Annotated in this window: 19 protein-coding genes and 2 pseudogenes; 8 read left to right on the top strand and 13 right to left on the bottom strand. The window is 55.1% G+C overall.

What is annotated here, in order from left to right; translation table 11 throughout:
* Positions 1–610 precede the first annotated feature (610 nt).
* Together BIND_RS15055 and BIND_RS20245 are read right to left on the bottom strand one after the other, a co-directional pair.
* The gene (locus tag BIND_RS15055; protein ID WP_012385897.1) at positions 611–970 is read right to left on the bottom strand and encodes a hypothetical protein; all 360 of its coding nucleotides are present in this window, start codon (positions 968–970) and stop codon (positions 611–613) included.
* Positions 971–1663: 693 nt separating this feature from the next.
* Positions 1664–2518, bottom strand: coding sequence for a DUF3995 domain-containing protein (locus tag BIND_RS20245; RefSeq protein WP_012385896.1), 855 nt, complete (start codon positions 2516–2518; stop codon positions 1664–1666).
* Positions 2519–2566: 48 nt separating this feature from the next.
* Here BIND_RS20245 and BIND_RS15040 point away from each other — a divergent pair, with 48 nt between their 5' ends.
* On the top strand, positions 2567–3109 hold the full coding sequence (locus tag BIND_RS15040; RefSeq protein WP_012385895.1) for a TetR/AcrR family transcriptional regulator: 543 nt from the start codon (positions 2567–2569) through the stop codon (positions 3107–3109).
* Between the two features lie 199 nt (positions 3110–3308).
* On the opposite strand, the gene BIND_RS15035 is transcribed toward BIND_RS15040, so the two are convergent.
* A complete protein-coding gene (locus BIND_RS15035) occupies positions 3309–4208 on the bottom strand; it encodes a LysR family transcriptional regulator (protein WP_012385894.1) in 900 nt (299 codons plus the stop codon).
* Between the two features lie 137 nt (positions 4209–4345).
* Between BIND_RS15035 and BIND_RS15030 the strand changes: the two genes are divergently transcribed.
* Together BIND_RS15030 and BIND_RS15025 are read left to right on the top strand one after the other, a co-directional pair.
* A complete protein-coding gene (locus BIND_RS15030) occupies positions 4346–5248 on the top strand; it encodes an alpha/beta hydrolase (RefSeq protein WP_012385893.1) in 903 nt (300 codons plus the stop codon).
* A gap of 25 nt (positions 5249–5273) precedes the next feature.
* On the top strand, positions 5274–5600 hold the full coding sequence (locus BIND_RS15025; protein WP_041778137.1) for an SDR family NAD(P)-dependent oxidoreductase: 327 nt from the start codon (positions 5274–5276) through the stop codon (positions 5598–5600).
* Positions 5601–5696: 96 nt separating this feature from the next.
* Here BIND_RS15025 and BIND_RS15020 read toward each other — a convergent pair whose 3' ends face one another.
* Positions 5697–6611, bottom strand: coding sequence for a 2OG-Fe(II) oxygenase family protein (locus BIND_RS15020; RefSeq protein ID WP_050764037.1), 915 nt, complete (start codon positions 6609–6611; stop codon positions 5697–5699).
* Between the two features lie 64 nt (positions 6612–6675).
* Between BIND_RS15020 and BIND_RS21660 the strand changes: the two genes are divergently transcribed.
* A complete protein-coding gene (locus tag BIND_RS21660) occupies positions 6676–6819 on the top strand; it encodes a hypothetical protein (RefSeq protein WP_158304395.1) in 144 nt (47 codons plus the stop codon).
* Between the two features lie 318 nt (positions 6820–7137).
* Positions 7138–7905, top strand: a complete 768-nt coding sequence (locus BIND_RS15015; protein ID WP_012385891.1) for a helix-turn-helix transcriptional regulator — start codon at positions 7138–7140, stop codon at positions 7903–7905.
* Positions 7906–7971: 66 nt separating this feature from the next.
* Here the strand turns inward: BIND_RS15015 and BIND_RS15010 are convergent, their stop codons facing one another.
* The 8 genes and pseudogenes from BIND_RS15010 to BIND_RS14975 all read right to left on the bottom strand — a co-directional run bounded on the left by BIND_RS15010 (position 7972) and on the right by BIND_RS14975 (position 17181).
* The gene (locus BIND_RS15010) at positions 7972–8868 is read right to left on the bottom strand and encodes a phytanoyl-CoA dioxygenase family protein (protein ID WP_012385890.1); all 897 of its coding nucleotides are present in this window, start codon (positions 8866–8868) and stop codon (positions 7972–7974) included.
* Positions 8858–9469, bottom strand: coding sequence for an acyl-homoserine-lactone synthase (locus BIND_RS22370; RefSeq protein ID WP_148210793.1), 612 nt, complete (start codon positions 9467–9469; stop codon positions 8858–8860). The genes BIND_RS15010 and BIND_RS22370 overlap by 11 nt, the downstream gene beginning before the upstream one ends.
* A gap of 119 nt (positions 9470–9588) precedes the next feature.
* Complete coding sequence (locus tag BIND_RS20800; protein WP_012385888.1) at positions 9589–10362, bottom strand: helix-turn-helix transcriptional regulator; 774 nt, start codon at positions 10360–10362, stop codon at positions 9589–9591.
* 369 nt (positions 10363–10731) lie between these two features.
* Positions 10732–11064: pseudogene (locus BIND_RS20795) on the bottom strand (IS5/IS1182 family transposase); the annotation flags it as partial.
* A gap of 500 nt (positions 11065–11564) precedes the next feature.
* Positions 11565–12328, bottom strand: a pseudogene (locus tag BIND_RS20790) (IS5 family transposase).
* A gap of 71 nt (positions 12329–12399) precedes the next feature.
* Positions 12400–14451: a TonB-dependent receptor plug domain-containing protein gene (locus tag BIND_RS14985; protein WP_244395901.1), complete on the bottom strand. Its 2052-nt coding sequence runs from the start codon at positions 14449–14451 to the stop codon at positions 12400–12402.
* A gap of 139 nt (positions 14452–14590) precedes the next feature.
* A complete protein-coding gene (locus BIND_RS14980; RefSeq protein WP_012385886.1) occupies positions 14591–15961 on the bottom strand; it encodes a di-heme oxidoreductase family protein in 1371 nt (456 codons plus the stop codon).
* Positions 15958–17181, bottom strand: coding sequence for an ABC transporter substrate-binding protein (locus tag BIND_RS14975; protein ID WP_050764035.1), 1224 nt, complete (start codon positions 17179–17181; stop codon positions 15958–15960). Before BIND_RS14975 ends, BIND_RS14980 begins: the two co-directional genes overlap by 4 nt.
* A 242-nt stretch (positions 17182–17423) precedes the next feature.
* Here BIND_RS14975 and BIND_RS21405 point away from each other — a divergent pair, with 242 nt between their 5' ends.
* Positions 17424–17747, top strand: a complete 324-nt coding sequence (locus BIND_RS21405) for a hypothetical protein (protein ID WP_148210660.1) — start codon at positions 17424–17426, stop codon at positions 17745–17747.
* Positions 17748–17904: 157 nt separating this feature from the next.
* Here the strand turns inward: BIND_RS21405 and BIND_RS14965 are convergent, their stop codons facing one another.
* Positions 17905–18783 carry a LysR substrate-binding domain-containing protein gene (locus BIND_RS14965; RefSeq protein WP_012385884.1) on the bottom strand — a complete coding sequence of 293 codons (879 nt, stop codon included), beginning with the start codon at positions 18781–18783 and terminating at the stop codon, positions 17905–17907.
* 170 nt (positions 18784–18953) lie between these two features.
* Between BIND_RS14965 and BIND_RS14960 the strand changes: the two genes are divergently transcribed.
* Both BIND_RS14960 and BIND_RS14955 read left to right on the top strand, forming a co-directional pair.
* The gene (locus tag BIND_RS14960; RefSeq protein ID WP_012385883.1) at positions 18954–19499 is read left to right on the top strand and encodes a hypothetical protein; all 546 of its coding nucleotides are present in this window, start codon (positions 18954–18956) and stop codon (positions 19497–19499) included.
* Positions 19500–19505: 6 nt separating this feature from the next.
* On the top strand, positions 19506–19832 hold the full coding sequence (locus BIND_RS14955) for a hypothetical protein (protein WP_012385882.1): 327 nt from the start codon (positions 19506–19508) through the stop codon (positions 19830–19832).
* Positions 19833–19835 lie beyond the last annotated feature (3 nt).

Genomic DNA, 19835 nt, shown 5'->3' with positions numbered 1-19835 from the left:
TGATGATCCTAACACCAATCTTGCTCGGCTTGCATTTGTAGGCACGGTTTCAGAGCGCCATTACTGGAATAGGCGCTAAATTGGCATCGGCGCCGATCCAAAGCGCAAAAGACTGCAATGTTGGTTTCAGGCTGATAATCCCGGAAGCCTCCCATGCGGCCTACGGCAGGCTGCACACGATTCCACGAGCGCATGCCGAACGACAAATCCCTTCAAATGTCTGGCATTGCTGGCGACCGTGCATCGGTTCAATCAGGATCCGCTGGGATGGCTGAGGACTTTTTCCGAAACCGCCACGCAAGAGGGGAGGGCGACGATCTCCTTTGTCCTCGCGGCATTGCCGACTACGATCAGTGCGGCTCTGTTTGAGCAGCCTCAGATCTGTGTCAGGTTAGCAGCTAACCTGACACAGATTACGAACTCTGTGGCGCATTAAGTGATGTTGTAATGCGATATACACCAGGTCAAAGCCAACAAAACTGATATTCTCGTTCATGGTCCGTCTCCTGTGCTGAGAGCCCATGCCGGAAAAGCCGACGCACCTCGGAATATTCTGCACAGTTCAGGACGAGCATCTCATCCCTCAAACGGACATCTGGTCTAGAAAGTCTCAGCATAGTTCGTTGGCGAGCCGCTTGACACGCAGGCGCCAGTTGAAGAACCAATCGAGAAAATCCGTCCCGGAAATCTCAAGGTCATTTTCAAATTCGTTATCATGGACAGTAAGCGCTTCTTCCAGCAAAAGCGCCATCTCGCGGCTCGCAGAGAACAGCAGGGCATTAGCATAACTGCACTGCTGGTCGGCCTCACTGGGGCCGATGGGGTGAGCGTTGCCGATGCAGCTCAGATTGTCCCCTGATTTGATCCGGCCTATCGGCAGGAGCGTATTATCAGCCATCAGTTTCTGGCCTGGTTCGACGAACCAAAGGCCTGGCGTTGCGAGCGCCAGAAGATCTGTCAGTCTGCTCATGTCGTATATTCTTGTTTTTCCTGGTTCAAATTTCGATGATCAAAGAATGGCCGCTTTTGGGGAAGCCTCCCCAATACGTGACAAGCCGTTTTCGATCCCCACGACATACAGAACGATCGCACGTGCGACCGTCATACATGGTGGGACTCTCTCGCCCGCGTCGAGATCGGTTCGGGGTAAGATATCATTGATATTGAGCAATCTTCAGCCGAACATATACGCACTCGGCTTATCGGGGACCATTTCAGTGGGGAGACGCCAAGTCAAAATACTGGCTGTCTACGCTTTGAGAGGGTCGCAAAGTGACGTTACGGTTGGGGCAAACAGAATGATTTTAGTCTTTACCTTAAGCTAAGGCTTAATCTTGATATGCTAAGCTACATTGTGTTTAAGGACACTGGCCATAAGCCTTGGCAGCTACTTATCAAGCAATTCCCAGGCCATGGTAAGATGTGATGCCAGAATGCGGTAAAATTGCTTTGACCCACTTCATGTTCGGTCGTTCAGGCTCAAGAACTCCGTTCTTACAAGATGATGACTGATCCGAGCCGTGAATGTCTTGGTGATCGGCAAGACGCTTGGGGCCGAGGATGGCCAAGGTCAAAACCTCATCGAGTCCTACTGCAACGGTAGCTGAGCCCAGCCCGCGAGGCCCGCCTTCTTGATCGAAGGACTCACCGCCAAAGGCCATCCTTATCGTGCCGCAATCACGCAGATGGAGATGCCTAGTAACAGGCAAAGGGGCGTGTAAACTGCCGTATCCCAATAGCTGAACATGGTTGTTCTGACGGCTTTGAAGAGCCCCAGATACTGGAAATCGCCCACGGCCCGCGCAATCAGCAAGGCTCCAAGCAGCCAGCAACCGCGCGAGATAATCTCCGAGTGACCAATCCCAAATACACCGAGGCCCTGTTCGGCAATGAGCAAGCTCGCGGCACACAGGGCAAGAGCGACGCCGGCCATTCCTGTCCGTCGCGGTCTGAATAGCGGCTTTCCGTTCTTCTCGGGCATCAGTGCCTCTAGATTGTTTGTGCCAGTGATCGCCCAATAGAGATGGGTCGCCGCGATCAGCATGAGGATCGAGGACACACCGATACCGATGACCGGTCTCGTTGCTTCAAAGCGGGCTGCTCCGTCATGCCATGCTGCGGTCCACCAGCATAATGCCCCGACGAGAGTGAAAAGTGGCCAGGCGACATGGCGCCACCGTGAATAGGAGCCGGTAATCGCCGCGGATGCGATGAATAGGGCACCGAGGATCTCCACAACAAGAATTGAGACAAGATCGAGAGGGAAGAACGCCAGAACAAATAAGATGACGGCGCAACCAAGCATGAAGGCGGAGGTGAGATGCCAAGCGAAACGCAGCGTCAGCCGCATAAATTCAGCCTTCTTGGCCGATCCGTTGTCAAGGTTCTCTCTAAGCAGGGGACGCAGCAGCCGTCGTTCGCCGAGCGTAGAATGTGCCGCCGCGATGAAGGCGGCCACAACAGAGGCGAGGAGTAGATGCCAATCCATGACAACACCATACGGTAAAGTATGGTTCATATAATCTCAAAAGCTTGCCGCAATCAATACGGTATCGTATGGTTTGCCATGGAGCGTCTTGATCGACAGGTTTGGATAAAGGCTGGGCTCGCCGCGCTCGCAGAGAATGGCCTGGCGGCCGTTCGCGTCGAACTGCTCGCCAAGCAGTTGAAGATTACCAAAGGTAGCTTCTACTGGCATTTCGCTGACCGCCGGGAGCTGCTCTCGGCGATGATCGAGACATGGGAGAATAACCAGACGACTGAGATCATCGCGCTGGTCGAGGCGGAAGGCGGACCATCCCACGAGCGCTTGGAACACCTTTCCATCGCACTAACGCAACTCGACATGCAGCTCGAAGTGGCCATGCGAGGCTGGGCTGCCACCGACTCAGATGTCCGCCGTGTACTCCAGCGGATTGATCTTGCGCGTTGCGCCTATCTTCGGTCGATCATCGAAAGCGCTGGGGTGCCCTCCGACGCCGCGCAGGCCCGCGCTCGGCTCGTCTATTATGCGCTGATCGGGGAACTGATGAGCGGATCGGAAGATTGGCTGCAAACCCATCTGGAGAGCATGGCCTTGAATCGGCCCATGATCCTGCGTTGGCCATAGCACTCGTTGCAATGTTACCCGTCATCTGCCTCCCAGGCGAGCTTTCGTCATCCCCACGTTTCAGCCATTCGCGCAACGCCATAGGCGACATGATAGAGGGCCGGAGCCGACCCCATTAACGCATGAAGACTGCCGCTGTGGAGCCTCATGTCGTCTCTCCGGTCTTTGTTTAACAACATCCCGGCAGCAGCCTGAGGTGTCATGCGATCTTCGCTTCGCGAGCCACGCGCATCAAGATTCTATTGAAAGCTGCGATTGAGCCGCGAGCGTCGCCACGCCGCCAGACGAGCGCCGACTGGATGGGCGGCAGGTTAACTTCCACGAATGTCATCCGTGGCGTCGCATAGTAATGGGCCGCCCGTTTGGTGAGGAAGAAGACGCCATGTCCCGCGACCACGGCCGCTATGCCTTCGCGCACCGTGCGGATCATCGGGCCGGGTGCAAGGGGATATCGCTGGGGGGTCGCCAGCGGAAAATGATACTCGGACCATTTCGTGCCGGCTTGCGATGCCGGCACCCGCAGCATTGTCTCGCCGCGCAGTTCCTCTGCGTCGATATAGTCGCGCCCAGCCAGGCGGTGGGCGACATTGACGCAAACGACGCGCGGGTCGGACATGACAATGGGACCCGCCTCCAGGCCGTCGAGGCCGACGGGGAGTCGGCAGAAGGCGATGTCCACCTCGCCCTGCAAGATGGCGGAGAACTGGGTGTCGTAGTTGAGCTCGACGAATTCCAACGCCACGCCAGGATGATCCAACTTGTGCGCTTGCACCAGGGGTTCGTAGAGTTCGTAGAAGCCTCCGCCCAGAAATCCCACCCGCAGGGTTTCCACAGTCGTCCTGCCGCCGCGCTCTGCCTCTCGCAAGGCGAGGCGGATCGCCTTTATCGGATCGCGGAGGCGATGGGCGAGGATTTCCCCTGTCGCCGTCATCGTCACTCGCCGGCTCGTCCGGTCGAACAGGTTCCGGCCAAGCCGGGCCTCCAGCCGGCGCACATGTTCGGATACCGAGGACTGGCTCATGCTGAGCCGTTCGGCCGCCCTGCCGAAATGCAATGCCTCGCTGAGCGCCAGGAAGACCTCCAGGGAACGAATATCCATGCGCCCTCCTTTCGCGAGTCTTCGCATTGATCGTATAATACGATTAATAAGGCAGATATATCAATTTGATCGATTGTCATGGCGGTGACATCCTTTTTGACAAGCCGGCTGGAAAGCCAGCCTGAAGGGATCACCGAATGGCTTTCACAAGCCGGAATGTTCATTATACGGTTGGCAGCGATGACATCGTCGGCACGTTTTATCTGCCGGAGGACAACGGTCCGCGGCGTGTTGGTTGCGTCGTGCTCGGACACGGCTGGGGCATGGTGGCCGGCGGCGACCTCGAGGACTATGCAAGAGCGATCGTCGAATGCGGCCTGGCAGCGCTGACTTTCGATTACCGCAACCTTGGCAAGAGCGGCGGCATGCCGCGCCAGCACATCGATCCCTGGAAGCAGGTCGAGGATTTTCGTGCCGGCATCAGCTTCGTGCGTAGCCAGCGGGAGGTCGACGGCGAACGCATCGGCATCTGGGGATCGAGCTATGGCGGCGGCCATGCCCTGACGGTGACGGCGATCGATCCCCGTGTGCGCTGCGCAGTCAGCCAAGTTCCCACGATCAACAGCTGGCGGGCCGCACGCGCACGCCTGGATGCGGCGGCCTGGAACGCGCAACAAGCGGCCTTCATCGCCGACCGGGAGGCCGTATTCGCCGGGGCCGAGCCGGCAACGATCCAATCGGTCAGCGCGGATCCAGCCGCATCGGTCGCCTACCGGGGTGAGGAGTCCTACCGGTACATGTCGGGCGAGGGGCAGCGCTGCCCCGAGTGGCGCAACCACACCACGCTCGCCTCGATCGAACTAGCCCGCGGCTACGAACCGGGCAGTTACCTCCGTCGTATCACCGATGTGCCGCTTCTGATGATCGTCGCCGATCGCGACACCATCACCCCGACCGACTTGCAGCGCGAAGCCTTCGCCTCGTTGGCGACGGAAAAGGCGCTGCTCGAGGTCGAGGGTGGACACTATGCCGTCTACCAGGAGCATTTCGACAAGACGAGTTCAGCCGCAGCCGAATGGTTCGCGTCGCATCTGAAATAAACGCACAATATCCGGGAGGAAATCCATGAATATTTCAACGACGTCCCAGCAGGGGCGGCGGAGGTCCCTCCATGCCGCAGCCGCCGGCAACGCACTGGAGTGGTTCGACATCGAGCTCGGGCCGCTGGGGGTGCGGGTGAACGCCATCGCGCCGGGCTACATCGACACCCGGATGAGCGGCTGGATGCACGGCGATCCCACCCTCAAGGCAGAATATCTGCAGAGGACCCCGCTGCGCCGACTCGGCGAGCCCGAGGAAATCGCTTTGGGCGTCCTCTATCTGGTCAGCCCTATGTCCTCCTTCATGACCGGCCATACTCTCGTGATCGATGGAGGAATCATCCATGCGTGAATTCTGGGCAGGCAAGACGATCATCGTGACGCGTGCCGCCTTCGCCGATGAGGCAACACTTCCCATAGGTGCCTGACACCGGCGGTGCGAAGACGCCTATCTTGGGCCTTTGACGGGATGATCGCACGTTTGGGGCACCAACACCATATCATGAGATTTGCGCGTGATCCCAAACGCCGCGTATCCGTCGTGCCACGTCATTTTATTGAGTGTGCGAAGATACTCATCTACAGAACCAAGTGATACAAGTGTTTTCCCATCGGCGGAGGCTTGGATTACATCGCCATCCGCTGCTGGATTGAGGAAGACAGCAAAGGAAAAATGATCACCAGTTTTGGACGCTGGAAGGCACTGGCGGACGCGGTGTAGTACGGCCTTGACTGGTACGCTGCACTTTGCCGTTAAAATTTCGAGGGCGCCTCCAAAATTAATGAGAAAATATCCACCGACGGGAGGAATGTTGCGCCATTCCCCATCGATATACGCCTCGAGTCCCGGCTTGTCATAATAGAGCACAGTGATGAAGCCTGGATCCTTATGTGCTGGAGCTCCCGGCAAATTCCTGTCTGATTGGTAATGGCCGAGAGCAAACCATTGTACGCCGCCATCGGTAACGCAGTCATCGGTCGCGTCAGCCCATAGGCTTTCGCTGATGCCTGCTTCAGTTAGAATTATCCTTAACAGAAAGCGTGCAAGAGCACACATCTTCTCACACATGAGATTAACTGCCTGTGGAAAGTCCTTGCGGCGCCTTGGGCCATCAATCAACACATGATCGGTCTGGAAAAGCTCCTGATCGAAGTAAATTCCCTCCCGGTCTTGGACCCCTCGACCTGCTAGATAGAACTCCTGTGCGAGCCGGATGCCTGGCGCAAGATCCAGCTCATCCGGGATGCGAAGCGCGAAGCATCCCTGACGCAGAGCAGTGCCAAGATCGCCAACGACAAATGTGAGCTGGCCATCATGAAACTTCGCCCTTGCCGGCAGGAATGACTGAAGGACCATATTCATTGCTCCTCAGGCTGGCACGTGCTGTGATAGATTTCAGTGCCGTTGGTATCGATGAGTTTGCGAGATGAACGAATGCAGATATGCCGTCGCTGCTGTCGAAGCTAAATATAGCTGTCGATGCACCTGGCTCGCAGCGGCTGGAACTGAAGTGGCCAAAGCTGAAGCGGTCATCTATCTGGTGACGGACACAATGCATGATAGTGGTTAAAGGAGAGATCGCGTCTCTTTTCCATGATACGAATGCGATCTTGGCTTTGTGTCTCACTAAAGATGAAACAGCTGGAATTACTGTCGACATGAATGACGATATTTGAATCGAAACAAGCAGTATTGTGAGGGCGCGTTTCCTTTTTATCAATTACTCTGCAGCTTCTCTCGAATAAAAGAACAAGTCTTCTTTAAGCGCGGTTGGGTATTGTTAGATAGATTAACCGTTAGCGTTGCCGTTGCCATTCCCCCTAAAACGGGGGAGCGTTCAACCACAAAAGACTTGATTTAAATGTAATAAATCTACATATTGCCCTTCATGGTTGAACTTGGTAAATATTCGTTAGCTCATGTTGTTGAATATCAGAGGCGAATCGACTCTGCTGATAGTCTATGCGCGCTATCGCACCTAACTGAAGAGATGTGCCTTTCTCTTGGATTTCCTTGGTTCACCTTGATAAGAGGAAAGCAGCTGGCGAAGCGTGATGATCGTTCCATCCTTTTGACTAGCTATCCGCAGGATTGGGTTGATCACGTATTAAAGGAAAAACGCCATCTTGATGATCCGGTGCACTTCGCCGCATCCCGATTGGTCAATGGGTTGAGTTGGAATGAGATCGGCCAATATGTGACTTTAAACTCACGGCAGATCGAAACTTTAGAGAGCGCCCGCAGGCACGGCTTAAACACCGGCTTCACAATTCCACTGAGGCTTGACGGTTTTGAGAATGCGATGTTCAGCATGGCCAAGAGAAAGGCCAATGTCATCACTTCGGAAGAAAGGCTGTTGGCGTGTCTCGTGGGCAGCGTCACATTTGCACGGGCGCATGCGCTTGTTACAGCAGATGCGGGGATATTTACACCCGTTCATCTGAGTCCTCGCCAAGTAGACTGCGTCGCACTACTTGCTAAGGGGTATAGCGATTTTGAAATTGCTAGGCAGCTGGGCATCAGTCCGGAAACCGTGCGAGAATATATAACAAAGGCACGCCGCAGTTATGGTGTCAAGCGACGATTTCAGCTTGCTATTCTGGCGGTTCGCGATGGCTATTTGGATCTCGATGATATTTCGTCACAACGGCGGTGACGCTCATTTTCAATTAGAAGCAAAAACCCGCGATGCTAAAATCGCGGGTTTTTAGGCTTAGATATGCTAGGCTATACTATGCTTTTCGGCCGCATGTTGACTGGAGATAAAATCGGCTACAGCCATTTCCTGATCGGGTCGAAGGGCATCTGTGGCGGCAAGATTATCGTTCTCCTGTTGCCATAGGAGAGTGGACGGGCAGCGACCTTCAACATTTCCTAGATTGGGACGATGTTGACGATAGCCAACAAGTTGCGCCAATTGATGAGGGAAGTTTCTTGCGATTTCTGGGGGATAGACCAGCCATTGGTTCTCGTACGGTTTTAACCAACCGAGACAATAGCTGATGATGATGCCTCGACGGGGGCTTGCTGTGATATTAGATCCGCCACCATGAAGCGTCGACCCCAAAAAGACAATGGCATCTGTCGGATTGCATTCAGCAACGATGGGTTCGCAAAGGGTGGCCCCTTCTGCTGCATATTTTCCATGAGAGTGAGGCCAGATCAGGGTAGCGCCATTGGCTGCATGGAATGGCGACAGAGGCCACATCACGTTGATGAGATATTCCTGCCCTGGTGTTGTTCTCCACATATCCTGATCGCGATGCGGAAATTGTTGCAAAGCGCCTGAGTGAATCTCGATCGCTTGTCCAAGATTAAGCTGAATGTTGTCACACCACTGGCCAAGTATTTTCTGTGCAAGTCCTATTATAACAGGATGCTGGATTAGGTCGGCAGTGGTTATTGAACGGCGAAGAAGGCTCCCGAAGCGTTTTGTTCGTTCACCATAGAAACCACCAACACAGAAAGGCGTTGTTTCGAAGATTGGATCAAACGTCTCGTTCAACTGTGAAATGACTTCTGTTTGGATCAGTTTAGGTAAAATAGTGTAGCCTACGGACATCATATTTTCATAAGCAGTATCGACGAGTGAATTTATTGCAAGATCATCATATCGCATGTTCACACTCCTGCGCGACATTGGATACGTGCTTCTGTTCGGCCTGGGGCCCCGATTGAAGCATTTGAAGCGTGTCTTCTGTAAACATCCCTGATTGTTGAAGAAGATGAATCGTTTGCTCCGTTATCGCGATCTTGAATGCGATGAGGTCAGTATAAGCTGTGGAATTTTGGCATGACAATGGCTCACAATCCCAACCAAAATTGACGATTTGTTTAAACCATTGATTATTCGCGACCCCAGTATAAGTCTTAATTCCAGTCATTATGGCATATACGACAAATGCCGATACGAGAGATTGACGTACTCGCTTTCGTTCTTGTGCGGTAATTCTTGGTGAGAGACAAAAGCGCGTGATCTCGACTGTAGAATCACCGTGAGGCACCTCAGTATCGCATAGATGTGGATAAAGTGAGCCTAGGATATGTGGACGCGACGTCTGGAGAAGACGGGCAGAACCAAGATGCCGGCCATTCCCGTCTTCGACTATTAAATAGATAGCGTATTCGTCATCGAATTGATCTATTTCGTATCGGCCTTCCGAAACTGGCACGTTCCAGCGTAGAAGATCGACGAATACGCGCTTCCTATCTTCGAACATTTCGTGCGGAAGAGGCCCAAGGCATTGGGAGATTGATAAACATTTTACGATCCAAACCATATGGACGGCTCCATTAGAGACCGTCCGAAGTTGTCCGAAGAAGTTCGTTTCTACTATCCCTAGGAATGGGGGGATATTCTCGGTATCACATCCGAAAAAGATAGAGATCCGTCGAGCAAGGCTCGAACAGCCAAGGGTGTGCGCCTATTGACACCATAGCGTTGGCTAGCATCCTTTATATGCTGAACTGCTGTTTCATATCGGATATTCAAGGCGTGACCGATTTCAACAGTCGACAATCCCTGCGCCAACAATGCCACACAGTCGAGTTGGCGGTCCGTCAACCTGGGGCGATCAAGCTCTCCCGGTGCACTGCCATGATGGAGGGACTGTGCTATTTCAAAGGCTGCGGTCCCGATATAATCGAGAAGTGGAAGATGCTTAAATTCGAGTCTTACCTCTTCACTAACCTTCATCCCAAATGAACATGATCCATTGTATCGACCTGGTATGTTCGCTGGCACTGTGTAACCATCACCCAGACCATTTTTGCGAGCAAGTTCAAGGATCATATGGTCTTGTCTGCTCATAGGTATCATTCGTGGTACTTCTGACCAAAAGAAACCACGTAAACGATTATTACTAGCTCGTTGAACAGGATCTACGCCGAAGAGCCTTTTTCTTCGGAAAAGGCTTTCCCAATCCTTTGGATAGTGAACAATTGACATTGGTACTGGACGTTTAGGCTGCGTATTGAAGTGTTCTGTTATCGCAAAATAAGAAAATCCCATTTGACAAGAAACGAGTAGGACGCAGTCGTGTATTTCTGAAAAATTTTTGGCTCGTTGTAAGTTTTTTACATATGTTTGAAACTCAGAATCGTTGATTTGCATGTCATTCTCCTTGCAAAGGTGGCAAGGAGTGTTTCGATATGGGGAAATTATCTGCTCTTGAAGGGGATCATGCCAAGTTATCGAACCACAAGGGAACATAATATCCAGTTTTGATCTGACTTTTTGGCCGGACACTCAGGCTGAGATCTGGTCCAATTGTCGGATAGTCAATAACCGGGGTCAGTTCCAATTTGCGTGCTTGATTGGCTTGGGTGTTGTGGGCAGGGCCAGGCTCACCGTGACCCCGGAGGTCGCCGAGGCATAGCTCACCGTGTCCACGCCGGCTCCGCCGATCAGCGTGTCGTTGCCGAGGCCCCGTCGATGAGATCGTTGCCGGCCGATCCATCGATGACATTGTTGCCACCGTCCCCGGTCAACCCGGCCGAGATAAGTCTTGAGTGGCTTCAGCGAGCGTCTTGCGCGTTTGAACTGTTTGGCATGGGCATAGCGCTGTTTGATCAGCGCATATTTGCTGACGCGTTCGTAACTCTGGTGCTGGACAACGCCCTGTTTCTTGGCGAGCCGAACCAGCCGCTCACGGGTGCGGTGCATGAGCCTGGCGTCGGTCGGATAGGCCACCGCCTTCGGCTATACGGTCGTGTCGATGATCACTTTGGTGAAGTCGGCGGGTTTTGTCGCGCTGGCAAGGCTTTCCTGCAACAGCACGAAGAGCTTTTCTTCTCCCATCCATTGCCGCCAGCGGGGGTCATCGAGGCGCCGAGCGCTGCATCGCGACCACGCGAAACTTTTTGCCTGTCGTTCCTCTTGATCGCGCCACTGGTTTCTTGGCGGTGAAGACGATTGCCGCGTCTAAACCCGATGAAAATTACGCCGCTACCCGCGCTTTTACGAGTCTGTCCGCCTGAAGTCCTACCAGCCAGCGGCTGTAATCGCTCAGAGTGTCATCTCGCTCTTAGCTGAAACGACCCCAGGCAAACTTTGCCACAAGCCTTCGGCCGGACGAAGCATCCCTCACCACCCCAATTACGCTAGGGGTTTATCAGCAGTCTGGGACCGGTTCATTGCCGGTCCCTTTTGCTGGTATTGCAGCATGATGAGGGCAGGGCCAACCTGGGGAGAGAAAGACTTGAGCATCGGACGTTCAAATCGAATCGCTTCCGATGCTCTCTATTATTTGAAAACGCGTGAAATTCATCCCAAAGTGGGGCCCACTTTTGAGTTTGATACTCTAGGGCGTCGACTCATAAACTTTGGCACCAAATTCTTATCGCGACGAGTTTGATAGCGGCGAGGAAGTTGGCGGGGTCTTTGTCGTAGCGTGTTGCGATGCCGCGGAACTGCTTGATCCGGTTAAAGAACCGTTCCACGAGGTTGCGTTGCCGATAGACCCAACGCGAGAAGGAGAAGCTCCCCTTGCGATTGTCTTTTGGTGGGATGTTGGCCCAGGCTTTCCGCTCCGCCGCCTTGGCTCGGATAGCGTTGCTATCATAACCCTTGTCGGCCAGCAGGATGTCTCCTTCGCCGAGACCATCGGTCAACGCATCGGCTTCGGTGCAGTCCGCGACCTGACCGCCGGTTAAGCGGAGGGTGACGGGGCGCCCTTCGGCATCGACGAGAGCATGGATTTTGCTGGTGAGCCCGCCGCGGGAACGTCCCATGCCGCCATCGTCTCCATCCCCTTTTTTCCCGTAGCCGCGTGCTGGTGAACGCGAACACAGGTCGAGTCAATCATGACGATGTCACCGTCGTAAGCCTCTGAAACCGCGTCGAGAAGCCGATCCCAGACCCCGGCTTTCCGCCACCGCACAAAGCGGTTGTAGCAAGTGGTCGGTGGGCCGTAGCGCTCTGGAATCTCTGCCCAAGGCGAGCCCGTTCGGAACCGCCAAAGAATGCCATTCAGCACCCGCCGATCATCGACGCGAGCAACGCCACGCGGTTTGTTGGGCAATAGAGGCGACAGGATCCACCATTCATGGTCGGTGAGTTCGTAGCGGCGGCGCGTCATCTGGCTTCCTCTTTTGGAAGCCTTGAATCATGCAAACTGACAATCGCAAAGCGAATTTATGAGTTTACGACCTAAAACGTCACGCGCATATTGGCGAAAATCGAGCGGCCGGGTTCAGGAAAACCATCCCAAAGCTGATAATTCTGGTCCAGAATATTGCGCAGGCCCGCTTGGACTTCGAAATTGGGCCCGACTTGATAAGTCGTCTGGAAATTCAGCAATTGGTAGGAGCCGGTCTTGTAATAGTAAGTGCCGGCGGAATTCGAAGTCCAGCGGCTGTCGGCAAGTTCAAGATTAGGCGTGAAGCTCAGACCGGGTACTGCCTCCGGCCGGTAGGTCGCATAGAGAAAGCCTTGCGCGAACGGGACGCCCGTGGGTTGAACATAGGGGGATGTGGGGCTGGTGATCGAGCGCCGGATGAAGGTCAGATTGCCGCCGATCATGAGATTTTCGAGGATGGAATAAGTTCCTGCAGCCTCGATGCCGACGAAATAGCCGTTGCCGATATTCTGACTCTGCGAAAGCGCGGTATTGTTATAGATGAACGGCACCGATTGAATGAGATTTTTGACATCGCTGACGAAGGCCGCCGTTGAAAATTCGGCCTTGCCGTCGAATGTCGTTGCCCAGCCGATCTGATAATTGGTCGCGCGTTCCGGCTGTAGACCGGGATTGGAGACGGCGCCACCAAAGCGAGAACTGAAACGGTCGAAGATCGTTGGAAAACGCACACGCGAGGAAATATTGGCGAAGAGTTTGGCATCTTCTCTATAGCGCCAGATGAGGGCGCCTTGCGCATCCGGTGCGCCAATATCCTTCAAGGGATAGTTGATGAAGCCATCGGTGGTGTTGAAATCCTGCGCGCGCAACATATGACGCCAATTATAGGCGAAGCCTTGCACGAAATCGAATTCATTTGTCACATGCCATGTGTTTTCTATGGCAACCGTATAAGTGTCTTCCGTCGTTGTCTGGTTTGGTTCACGAAAACAGATGATGTTGGCGACGCAGGGGGCTTTTGTCGAAAATGTTCCCTGCCATTCGACATGGTTGTCCCGGCGATATTGGAAGGTGCCTTTCAGCGTGTCCACTGTGCCGAAATTGATGCCGGCTTCGAATGAACCGCCAAGGGCGAAATCATGATAGGCGCTCTGGAACGATTTGGGCAAACTCTGCGTCGACAGATTCTTGTCGTCATAGGAATAAAGGCTGTTGTCGAACGTATTGTAGAAAATCCGGCTCTTCAGATAGGCATTGTCGCCAAGCGCAGTATTGGAAAGAAAATAGATATTCTGAATATTCCAATAGGGCCAATCCCAATATCTGCTCGATGCGACGATTGGATCACTGACATGGAGGGGTGCACCTTTGCGGCCGAATTGCTTGATATAGTTGATGGAATATTCATCCGTGGCATTGGGGGTCAGGCCGATCTTGACCATGCCGCGCCCATCCGTCGTATCGGAATGATCGCGAAAGCCGCTGCTTTGAATCGTTGTCGGTGTAAATTCGTGCGATAGCATCCAACCTTTGGTGCCGAGAAAACTGAAGCTGCCCTGGGCGTAATAGGTCGGCTGTTTCGTGCCGAGAAACATATAAGTGGAGCCGCCTTCGAACGTACCGTCCTGGCCCCATAGCATTCCGGCGCGGATCTCTCCATCGACCTCCTTTTGTGCCTTGCGCGTCACGAGATTGATGGCGCCGCCCATGCCACCAGGACCATCGAGAACGGAATCATAACCCTTGGCAATCTGAATCTCGGAGACGTCGGCGGTGAGAAAACGGCCGAAGTCGAGACGATTATCGGCGGGCAGATAGACCCTGATGCCATCGATCGAGAGAGGGGTCTGAAAACGGTCGAAGCCTCGCACATAGATCAGGCGTTCGTTGCGCGGGCCGCCAGAATTGGAGGCGGTGACGCCGGGTGCAAGCGTGACCGCCTGGTCGAGCGTGTCGCGCGCAAATTTCCAGGCGTCTTCATTACTGATGACGCTGCCACCATAACCGCTCGTTTGATCCTTGCTGTTCTTCGCCGAGGAAATATTGATTTCGCCGAGTGTGAAGACGCCGGCTTCCTCGGCACTGAGGGGGCTGCCCGTCAGCAGGAGGCCCGCAAATGTCATGCTCTTCGTCATGTCGCCGATACGAGGCGTGGAAGATCTTCTTTTTGATGCTCCCCGGCTCGAGCGTTTTTGCTCCACATCAATATCTTTATGTATATAGATCATGGCGGCTGTCCCCCTTGAAGCCGTTTGATCGCCGTTAAAGCGAATTGAGAAAGGTCAGAAGGGCCTGACGTTCGGAGGCGGGAAGCATTCTGAAGGCTTCGCGCGCTGTCTCGGCTTCGCCCCCGTGCCAAAGAATGGCCTCGCTCAGTGTTCTGGCCCGTCCGTCATGCAAATAGTTTTCAGTTTGCCCGGTCTGGCGCAGGACGCCGAGGCCCCAGAGCGGCGGGGTGCGCCATTGCCGTCCGTTGGCGGCGAAATCGGGCCGGCCGTCCGCCAGGCCCTCACCCATGTCATGCAGCAGGAGATCGGTGAAGGGATGGATTGCGGCGCCCTTGAGATTGGGCAGAGGGGCCGCAGGGCCAAGATGCAATGTGTCCGTATGACATTGGCCGCAGCCGATGGTTTCAAAAAGATGCGTGCCCTCGATGACATCGGCATCATCCTGATTGCGCCGGGCCGGTACCGCCGCCTCGCGCAGAAAGGTCGTGATGGCGTCGAGATCGGCATCGGATAGTTCCGGGCTCGGGCTGAGCCGGTCGAGACAGGCTGTTTCCGCCGGCGTGCAACTCTCACGTGGCTGAAGCATGGAGGTTACGCCGAGATCCTCGGCGAAGGCGGAAGCGATCTGCTGTTGCAGGCTTGGCTGATTGGCTTTTTGTCCGAAACGGCCGAGTTGCAGGCGCCCGCTCGCAAAGTCCCACACTTGGTTGGGCATGCCGTGGACTGGACCTCCGGCCTGCTTTTGCGCCTCGGCCAGGTGAAGAATTTCCGTCTCTGGCACTGCTTCAAGGAGCCCCAAGCCCACTAAGGGTTGCGCATTGCGCAGGGAGACCAGGGTTTCGGCATCGATCGGCCCGAGGTTCAGAGCCTGCCAATGCAGGATCGGGCGGCGCAATTCCACCTCGGTGTCATCGTTGAAGCGGACGCGCCGCGTTTCCCAATGCAGGCTAGCCTCGCCTTCGGCGAGCACGCCGGGCAGGGCTCTTGGATTGAGTTGGAGTCCATAGGCTTCATGGGGCAGGGGGCCGCCATGCGCATCCTGCCCCGAACGGCTCAGGCGCACGATCATGCTGCGCAAGGGCTCCATACCCTCGGGCGGCGCCCCGCGTCCATTTTTGACGTGGCAGGCGATGCAGGAAAGCTGGTTGAAAAGGGGGCCGAGCCCCTGAAAGTCCGGCTGGTCGTCCGAGGGCGATGGAACCCAGGCCATGTGAAACAGAAGGTCGCCGCGCGCGAAACGCGCTTTTTCTTCCTGTGTCAGCCCTGGCAAGGGATGGGAATAGGGTGCACGCCCGTGAGATGGCGTTTCATAAGGCAAGGAACCACTGGCCGCGGCAGCCAGTGCGACGAGCAGGCCTTGCCCGGCAAAGAGCCCGGCAAGTCCCCGCAAAAATCTGTGTTTCATGGCTTGGTCGAATTCGTGAGCAGGGCAGTGGCTCTGGTGCGGGCTTCATCTATGGCCTGCGCCCATTGGGCGGAGACTTCCGCTGGCACGAGGCTTGGCCGGCGATCCATGCGCGCCAGAAAATCGAAATCCTGGGCTTGTGCGGCTGAGACGGGAACAAAACCCGCGAGGCGGCGTGCCTCGGCGACTTGTTTTGCCTTTATGTCATCGGGCCGATTGCGCAGCGCAGCTTCGGCCTGTTGTATGCCACGCCATAGACTGACCAGCGCTTCGTGCCGTTCCGTGATCGCGATTTCGAAAAGCCGGGCGATGAGTGTGCGCCGTGCGCCGCCGAGCTTATGATCGAAGGCGATGAGTGTGGAAGGAGGCAGGCGGAACGGGTTTTCGAATGCCCCTTCCTTTGGATAAACATCCGGCCGTATCGGATGCCGGCCGACATCGGGTTGTAGCAGGAGCTTTTGACCTTCCGCTGAAAGCAGGAACTCTATGAAGGTTTTGGCTGCTTGCGGGTGATGGCTGCCCTGCAATTGCGCGACATGAGCCGGCAGAAAAGCGGTTTTCTCTGGATAGGCGATGGCGACCTGTTCCCCATTCGCCGCAGCGGCGAGGGGGATAAAATCGATGGTGAGCGCCAGGGCGGCGCTGCCCTCGACGAGAGGCTCCATAGTATGCCCTTGAGCAGAAAGAACGCCATTACCGCCAATTTCGGAGAGGAGCGCCCAGCCGTTTTCCCATCCTTCGCCTTGCAGGATGATTTCGTAGAGGGAAGGAGCGAACCCCACTTTTTCCGCGCGAGGCAGAATGACCTTGCCGGTCAACGCGGGATTCGCAGCAGCATGCCAATCCCCGGGAGGCGCTTTATCCTGCCAAAGCGCCTTTGGACCATAGGCCAGACCATAGCCCGCGACCTCGAAGGCTTCATAATAATTGTCGGGATCGGAAAGGCGATCGGCACCGATCGCGCCAGGCAGGCCGGTGCGATCGATGTCTAGTTTTTGAAAGGCGCCTTCCCGGCGTAGCCGTGGGAAATTATCGCTCGAGGTCGCCCAATAGACATCGACGCCGCCATGATCTTCCCGCGAAAGCAATTTGTATGCGTCGCGGCCTTGTTGCCAGAGAAGATGAACGGAAATCTCGGGATGAGCCGTTTCAAAAGCCTTGAGAAACAGGCCGGAGACTTCCTCGGGATAGCTCGTCACCACCGTCAGGTCTTCTGCCATGGCAGAAGATGAGATCTGCCCTACAAACAGAAAGAGGCAAAACACCTGAGCCAAAAGCGGCCGGAATCTTAAGACGGTCTGGGACAATTGAAGATTGAGGAGAGAGTAAGCCATTGCCGTGTTGTAGATAAAGTTATATATTTGTCAATATAACTGGAAACAACTCGGCCATGGTGTCCTGATCAGCGAATTGGTAGAACGGTTGCGGCGCGTTGAACAGCACATGAATTTACAACCCTGCATTGAGAATTCAGGCCAAGAGTAATCTTGGAGACAAGCCGCTCTTAGGACTTGTAGATAAAGAGAAGAGCAGCGCATCGGCGCTTGCTTTCTGCAACAACGTACGCGGGCAGTCTTGGATAGACATTCCGACAATGCAGATCGAAACGATCGGGCATTTGGAAGATGTCGAAATAAATGGCGTCAACCGAGCGATCGAGATGCTTTGGTTCAAGCAACCGCCGACGAGTGAAGCCAGTGCCTTCCTGGCTCTGGCATTGGCGCCGAAAAACTATTCGGTTTCGCCTCTCTTGCAGACGAAGCCGGCAGAAGAAGAGCCTCTCTGAACCCCTGCATTCGATGCCATCACGATTGCGATAAAATCTTTACATCGATATGGGCAGGGGCCTCTGCTATCAGCTTTGCCCATGCTTATAAGGCAAGTCTTAATGGAAACAGGGCGACCGGCCTTCGTCCTCTTGAGCGAGGCCCGCAAGTTGCTTCTCACCGCGTTTCCTTGAGAAGCCAATTTGCAAAAACCTGTATTGGACCGTCACTCAACTGGATCGGCTCCGGCAGGATGAGGCAGAAGGTTTTGGAGATCGACACGCCATCTGGCCAGGGAGCGACTAGGCGGCCATCCGCCAGCTCTGCTTCGATGTAGAGACGCGGCACCAGCGCCACTCCAAGCCTAGCCAAAGCAGCTTCGATGAGCATGGAGTGCAGATCGTAGCGGGCACCAATCGCAGGATTGGTCAACGCGATCCCGGTTTCCTGTGCATAGCGTTGCCAGGCGTCCGGGTTCTGGCGTCGATGAAGGCGCGGCAATTCATCCAGGGATTTCGCCCCTTCTTCACCGAGGAGTGCCGGATGGCAAACCGGAACCAACGTCTCGTGCAACAGACGGTGCGTTCTCATTCCCGACCACGCAGGATGCTCGAAATGGATCGCAGCGTCGAAACCGCTTCCGGCAAGGACAAAAGGCTCCATCCGTTCGGCGAGATGCACGGTAATGTTCGGGTGCTTCTCCTGAAACCGCGCCAAACGGGGGATGAGCCAGCGCACGGCGAAGGTCGGGATGGTGGCGATGTCGAGGCTTGCGCCGTCGCTGGGCTGCCCCATCAGATATTGACTATCACGCTCAAGCCGGTCGAGTGACTCGCGAACCTGAACGGCATAGCGCTCTCCATTCGGCAAGAGCCGGACACGATTACCGACCCGCTCGAACAGCGTGATGCCGAGGAAGGCTTCCAGCCGGCCTATCTGGCGGCTGATCGCTCCTTCGGTCAGGGCTAGTTCGTCGGCCGCGCGGGCGAAGCTTCCATGACGAGCCGACACCTCGAACGCCATGAGTGCGGAATTGCTGGGAATCTTGCGGCGCATGGGTGGCTCCCGACATGATGGTTCGGCATTCGATCACCGTCATATTGATATTAGATCACTGAAGCATGATCAAATATCGATATATAGGCAGATATCTGCAGTTTATCGTGACTAAATATCAATGATGAACACGGCCGCAAGCCCCCGTGCTTGCGGCCGAAGGCGGTGCGATGATCTATACGGTAGAATGCAGCTTTGCCGATCCAGGCAGCGAAGCAGAGTGGAACGACTTCTACAGCCTGGACAAACTGCCAGCCCTCATTTCGGTGAACGGCTTCCACACCTCGCAGCGTTTCAAGGCGTTGAGCCGTGGCTGTCCCGTCTATCTCGCCATTCATTCGATCGATGGCCTCGACGTCCTGACGGGTGAAGAATATCGCCAAAAGGGTGGGGGCAATTTCGCACGCTGGCAGCAGCACATCACTGACTGGCATCGAAACCTCTATGGCGGCGTCGATCGAGCGCCAGCAATTGGTGAGGGCGAATATCTAGCATCGAGCGCAAAAGGCCCCGAGCCTCTGATCCGGCTGGGCCTCACCCCATACGCGATGCACGCGGTCGCTATGGAGAAATTTCCGGAATACCGTTGGCTCGCCAAGCTGGAGCGCACCAAGACGCCTGACATCGAGCACCTACCGGAAGATGTCCATGTCTATGCGCCGATGACGACACAATTGACGAGTGACGATGACGCTGCCTTCGAGAAGGCACGGTAGGTCCCGATGCCGAATGTCACGATCTTCATCCCCGCAGACAGGATGCCGCCGGACGAAGGACTCGCCGAACTCACGGAGCAATGCGCCGAACTCTGCACGGGCATCCTCCAAGCCGCATTGGTGAATGTGCATGTCATCTATGTCGCTGTTCGGCACGGTCGGGGGCACCCTGTCTTCGCGGAAATCCAATATCGTCTTGAGCCATTTCGGACGCCGCCGGTCATGGAGCGATTCATGGAAGGGCTGGATGACGCCATAAGGCGTAACACCGGCCTCACCGCCCGCATCCGTTGCTTTGGCTATGCAGCGCCGAGCATTTACGCACGCAATTGATCT

The sequence above is a fragment of the Beijerinckia indica subsp. indica ATCC 9039 genome, assembly GCF_000019845.1.
Taxonomy (GTDB): domain Bacteria; phylum Pseudomonadota; class Alphaproteobacteria; order Rhizobiales; family Beijerinckiaceae; genus Beijerinckia; species Beijerinckia indica.
This window is presented reverse-complemented; position numbering and strand designations above follow the sequence as displayed.

Coding starts and splice junctions, on each gene's coding strand:
- BIND_RS15015 (WP_012385891.1), top strand. CDS start 7,138: ATGGTTGAACTTGGTAAATATTCGTTAGCTCATGTTGTTGAATATCAG.
- BIND_RS14985 (WP_244395901.1), bottom strand. CDS start 14,451: ATGACATTTGCGGGCCTCCTGCTGACGGGCAGCCCCCTCAGTGCCGAG.
- BIND_RS15035 (WP_012385894.1), bottom strand. CDS start 4,208: ATGGATATTCGTTCCCTGGAGGTCTTCCTGGCGCTCAGCGAGGCATTG.
- BIND_RS15055 (WP_012385897.1), bottom strand. CDS start 970: ATGAGCAGACTGACAGATCTTCTGGCGCTCGCAACGCCAGGCCTTTGG.
- BIND_RS20245 (WP_012385896.1), bottom strand. CDS start 2,518: ATGAACCATACTTTACCGTATGGTGTTGTCATGGATTGGCATCTACTC.
- BIND_RS21660 (WP_158304395.1), top strand. CDS start 6,676: ATGAACGAATGCAGATATGCCGTCGCTGCTGTCGAAGCTAAATATAGC.
- BIND_RS15010 (WP_012385890.1), bottom strand. CDS start 8,868: ATGCGATATGATGATCTTGCAATAAATTCACTCGTCGATACTGCTTAT.
- BIND_RS20800 (WP_012385888.1), bottom strand. CDS start 10,362: ATGCAAATCAACGATTCTGAGTTTCAAACATATGTAAAAAACTTACAA.
- BIND_RS14960 (WP_012385883.1), top strand. CDS start 18,954: ATGATCTATACGGTAGAATGCAGCTTTGCCGATCCAGGCAGCGAAGCA.
- BIND_RS15020 (WP_050764037.1), bottom strand. CDS start 6,611: ATGAATATGGTCCTTCAGTCATTCCTGCCGGCAAGGGCGAAGTTTCAT.
- BIND_RS15025 (WP_041778137.1), top strand. CDS start 5,274: ATGAATATTTCAACGACGTCCCAGCAGGGGCGGCGGAGGTCCCTCCAT.
- BIND_RS14955 (WP_012385882.1), top strand. CDS start 19,506: ATGCCGAATGTCACGATCTTCATCCCCGCAGACAGGATGCCGCCGGAC.
- BIND_RS14965 (WP_012385884.1), bottom strand. CDS start 18,783: ATGCGCCGCAAGATTCCCAGCAATTCCGCACTCATGGCGTTCGAGGTG.
- BIND_RS14975 (WP_050764035.1), bottom strand. CDS start 17,181: ATGGCAGAAGACCTGACGGTGGTGACGAGCTATCCCGAGGAAGTCTCC.
- BIND_RS15040 (WP_012385895.1), top strand. CDS start 2,567: ATGGAGCGTCTTGATCGACAGGTTTGGATAAAGGCTGGGCTCGCCGCG.
- BIND_RS15030 (WP_012385893.1), top strand. CDS start 4,346: ATGGCTTTCACAAGCCGGAATGTTCATTATACGGTTGGCAGCGATGAC.
- BIND_RS22370 (WP_148210793.1), bottom strand. CDS start 9,469: ATGTTCGAAGATAGGAAGCGCGTATTCGTCGATCTTCTACGCTGGAAC.
- BIND_RS14980 (WP_012385886.1), bottom strand. CDS start 15,961: ATGAAACACAGATTTTTGCGGGGACTTGCCGGGCTCTTTGCCGGGCAA.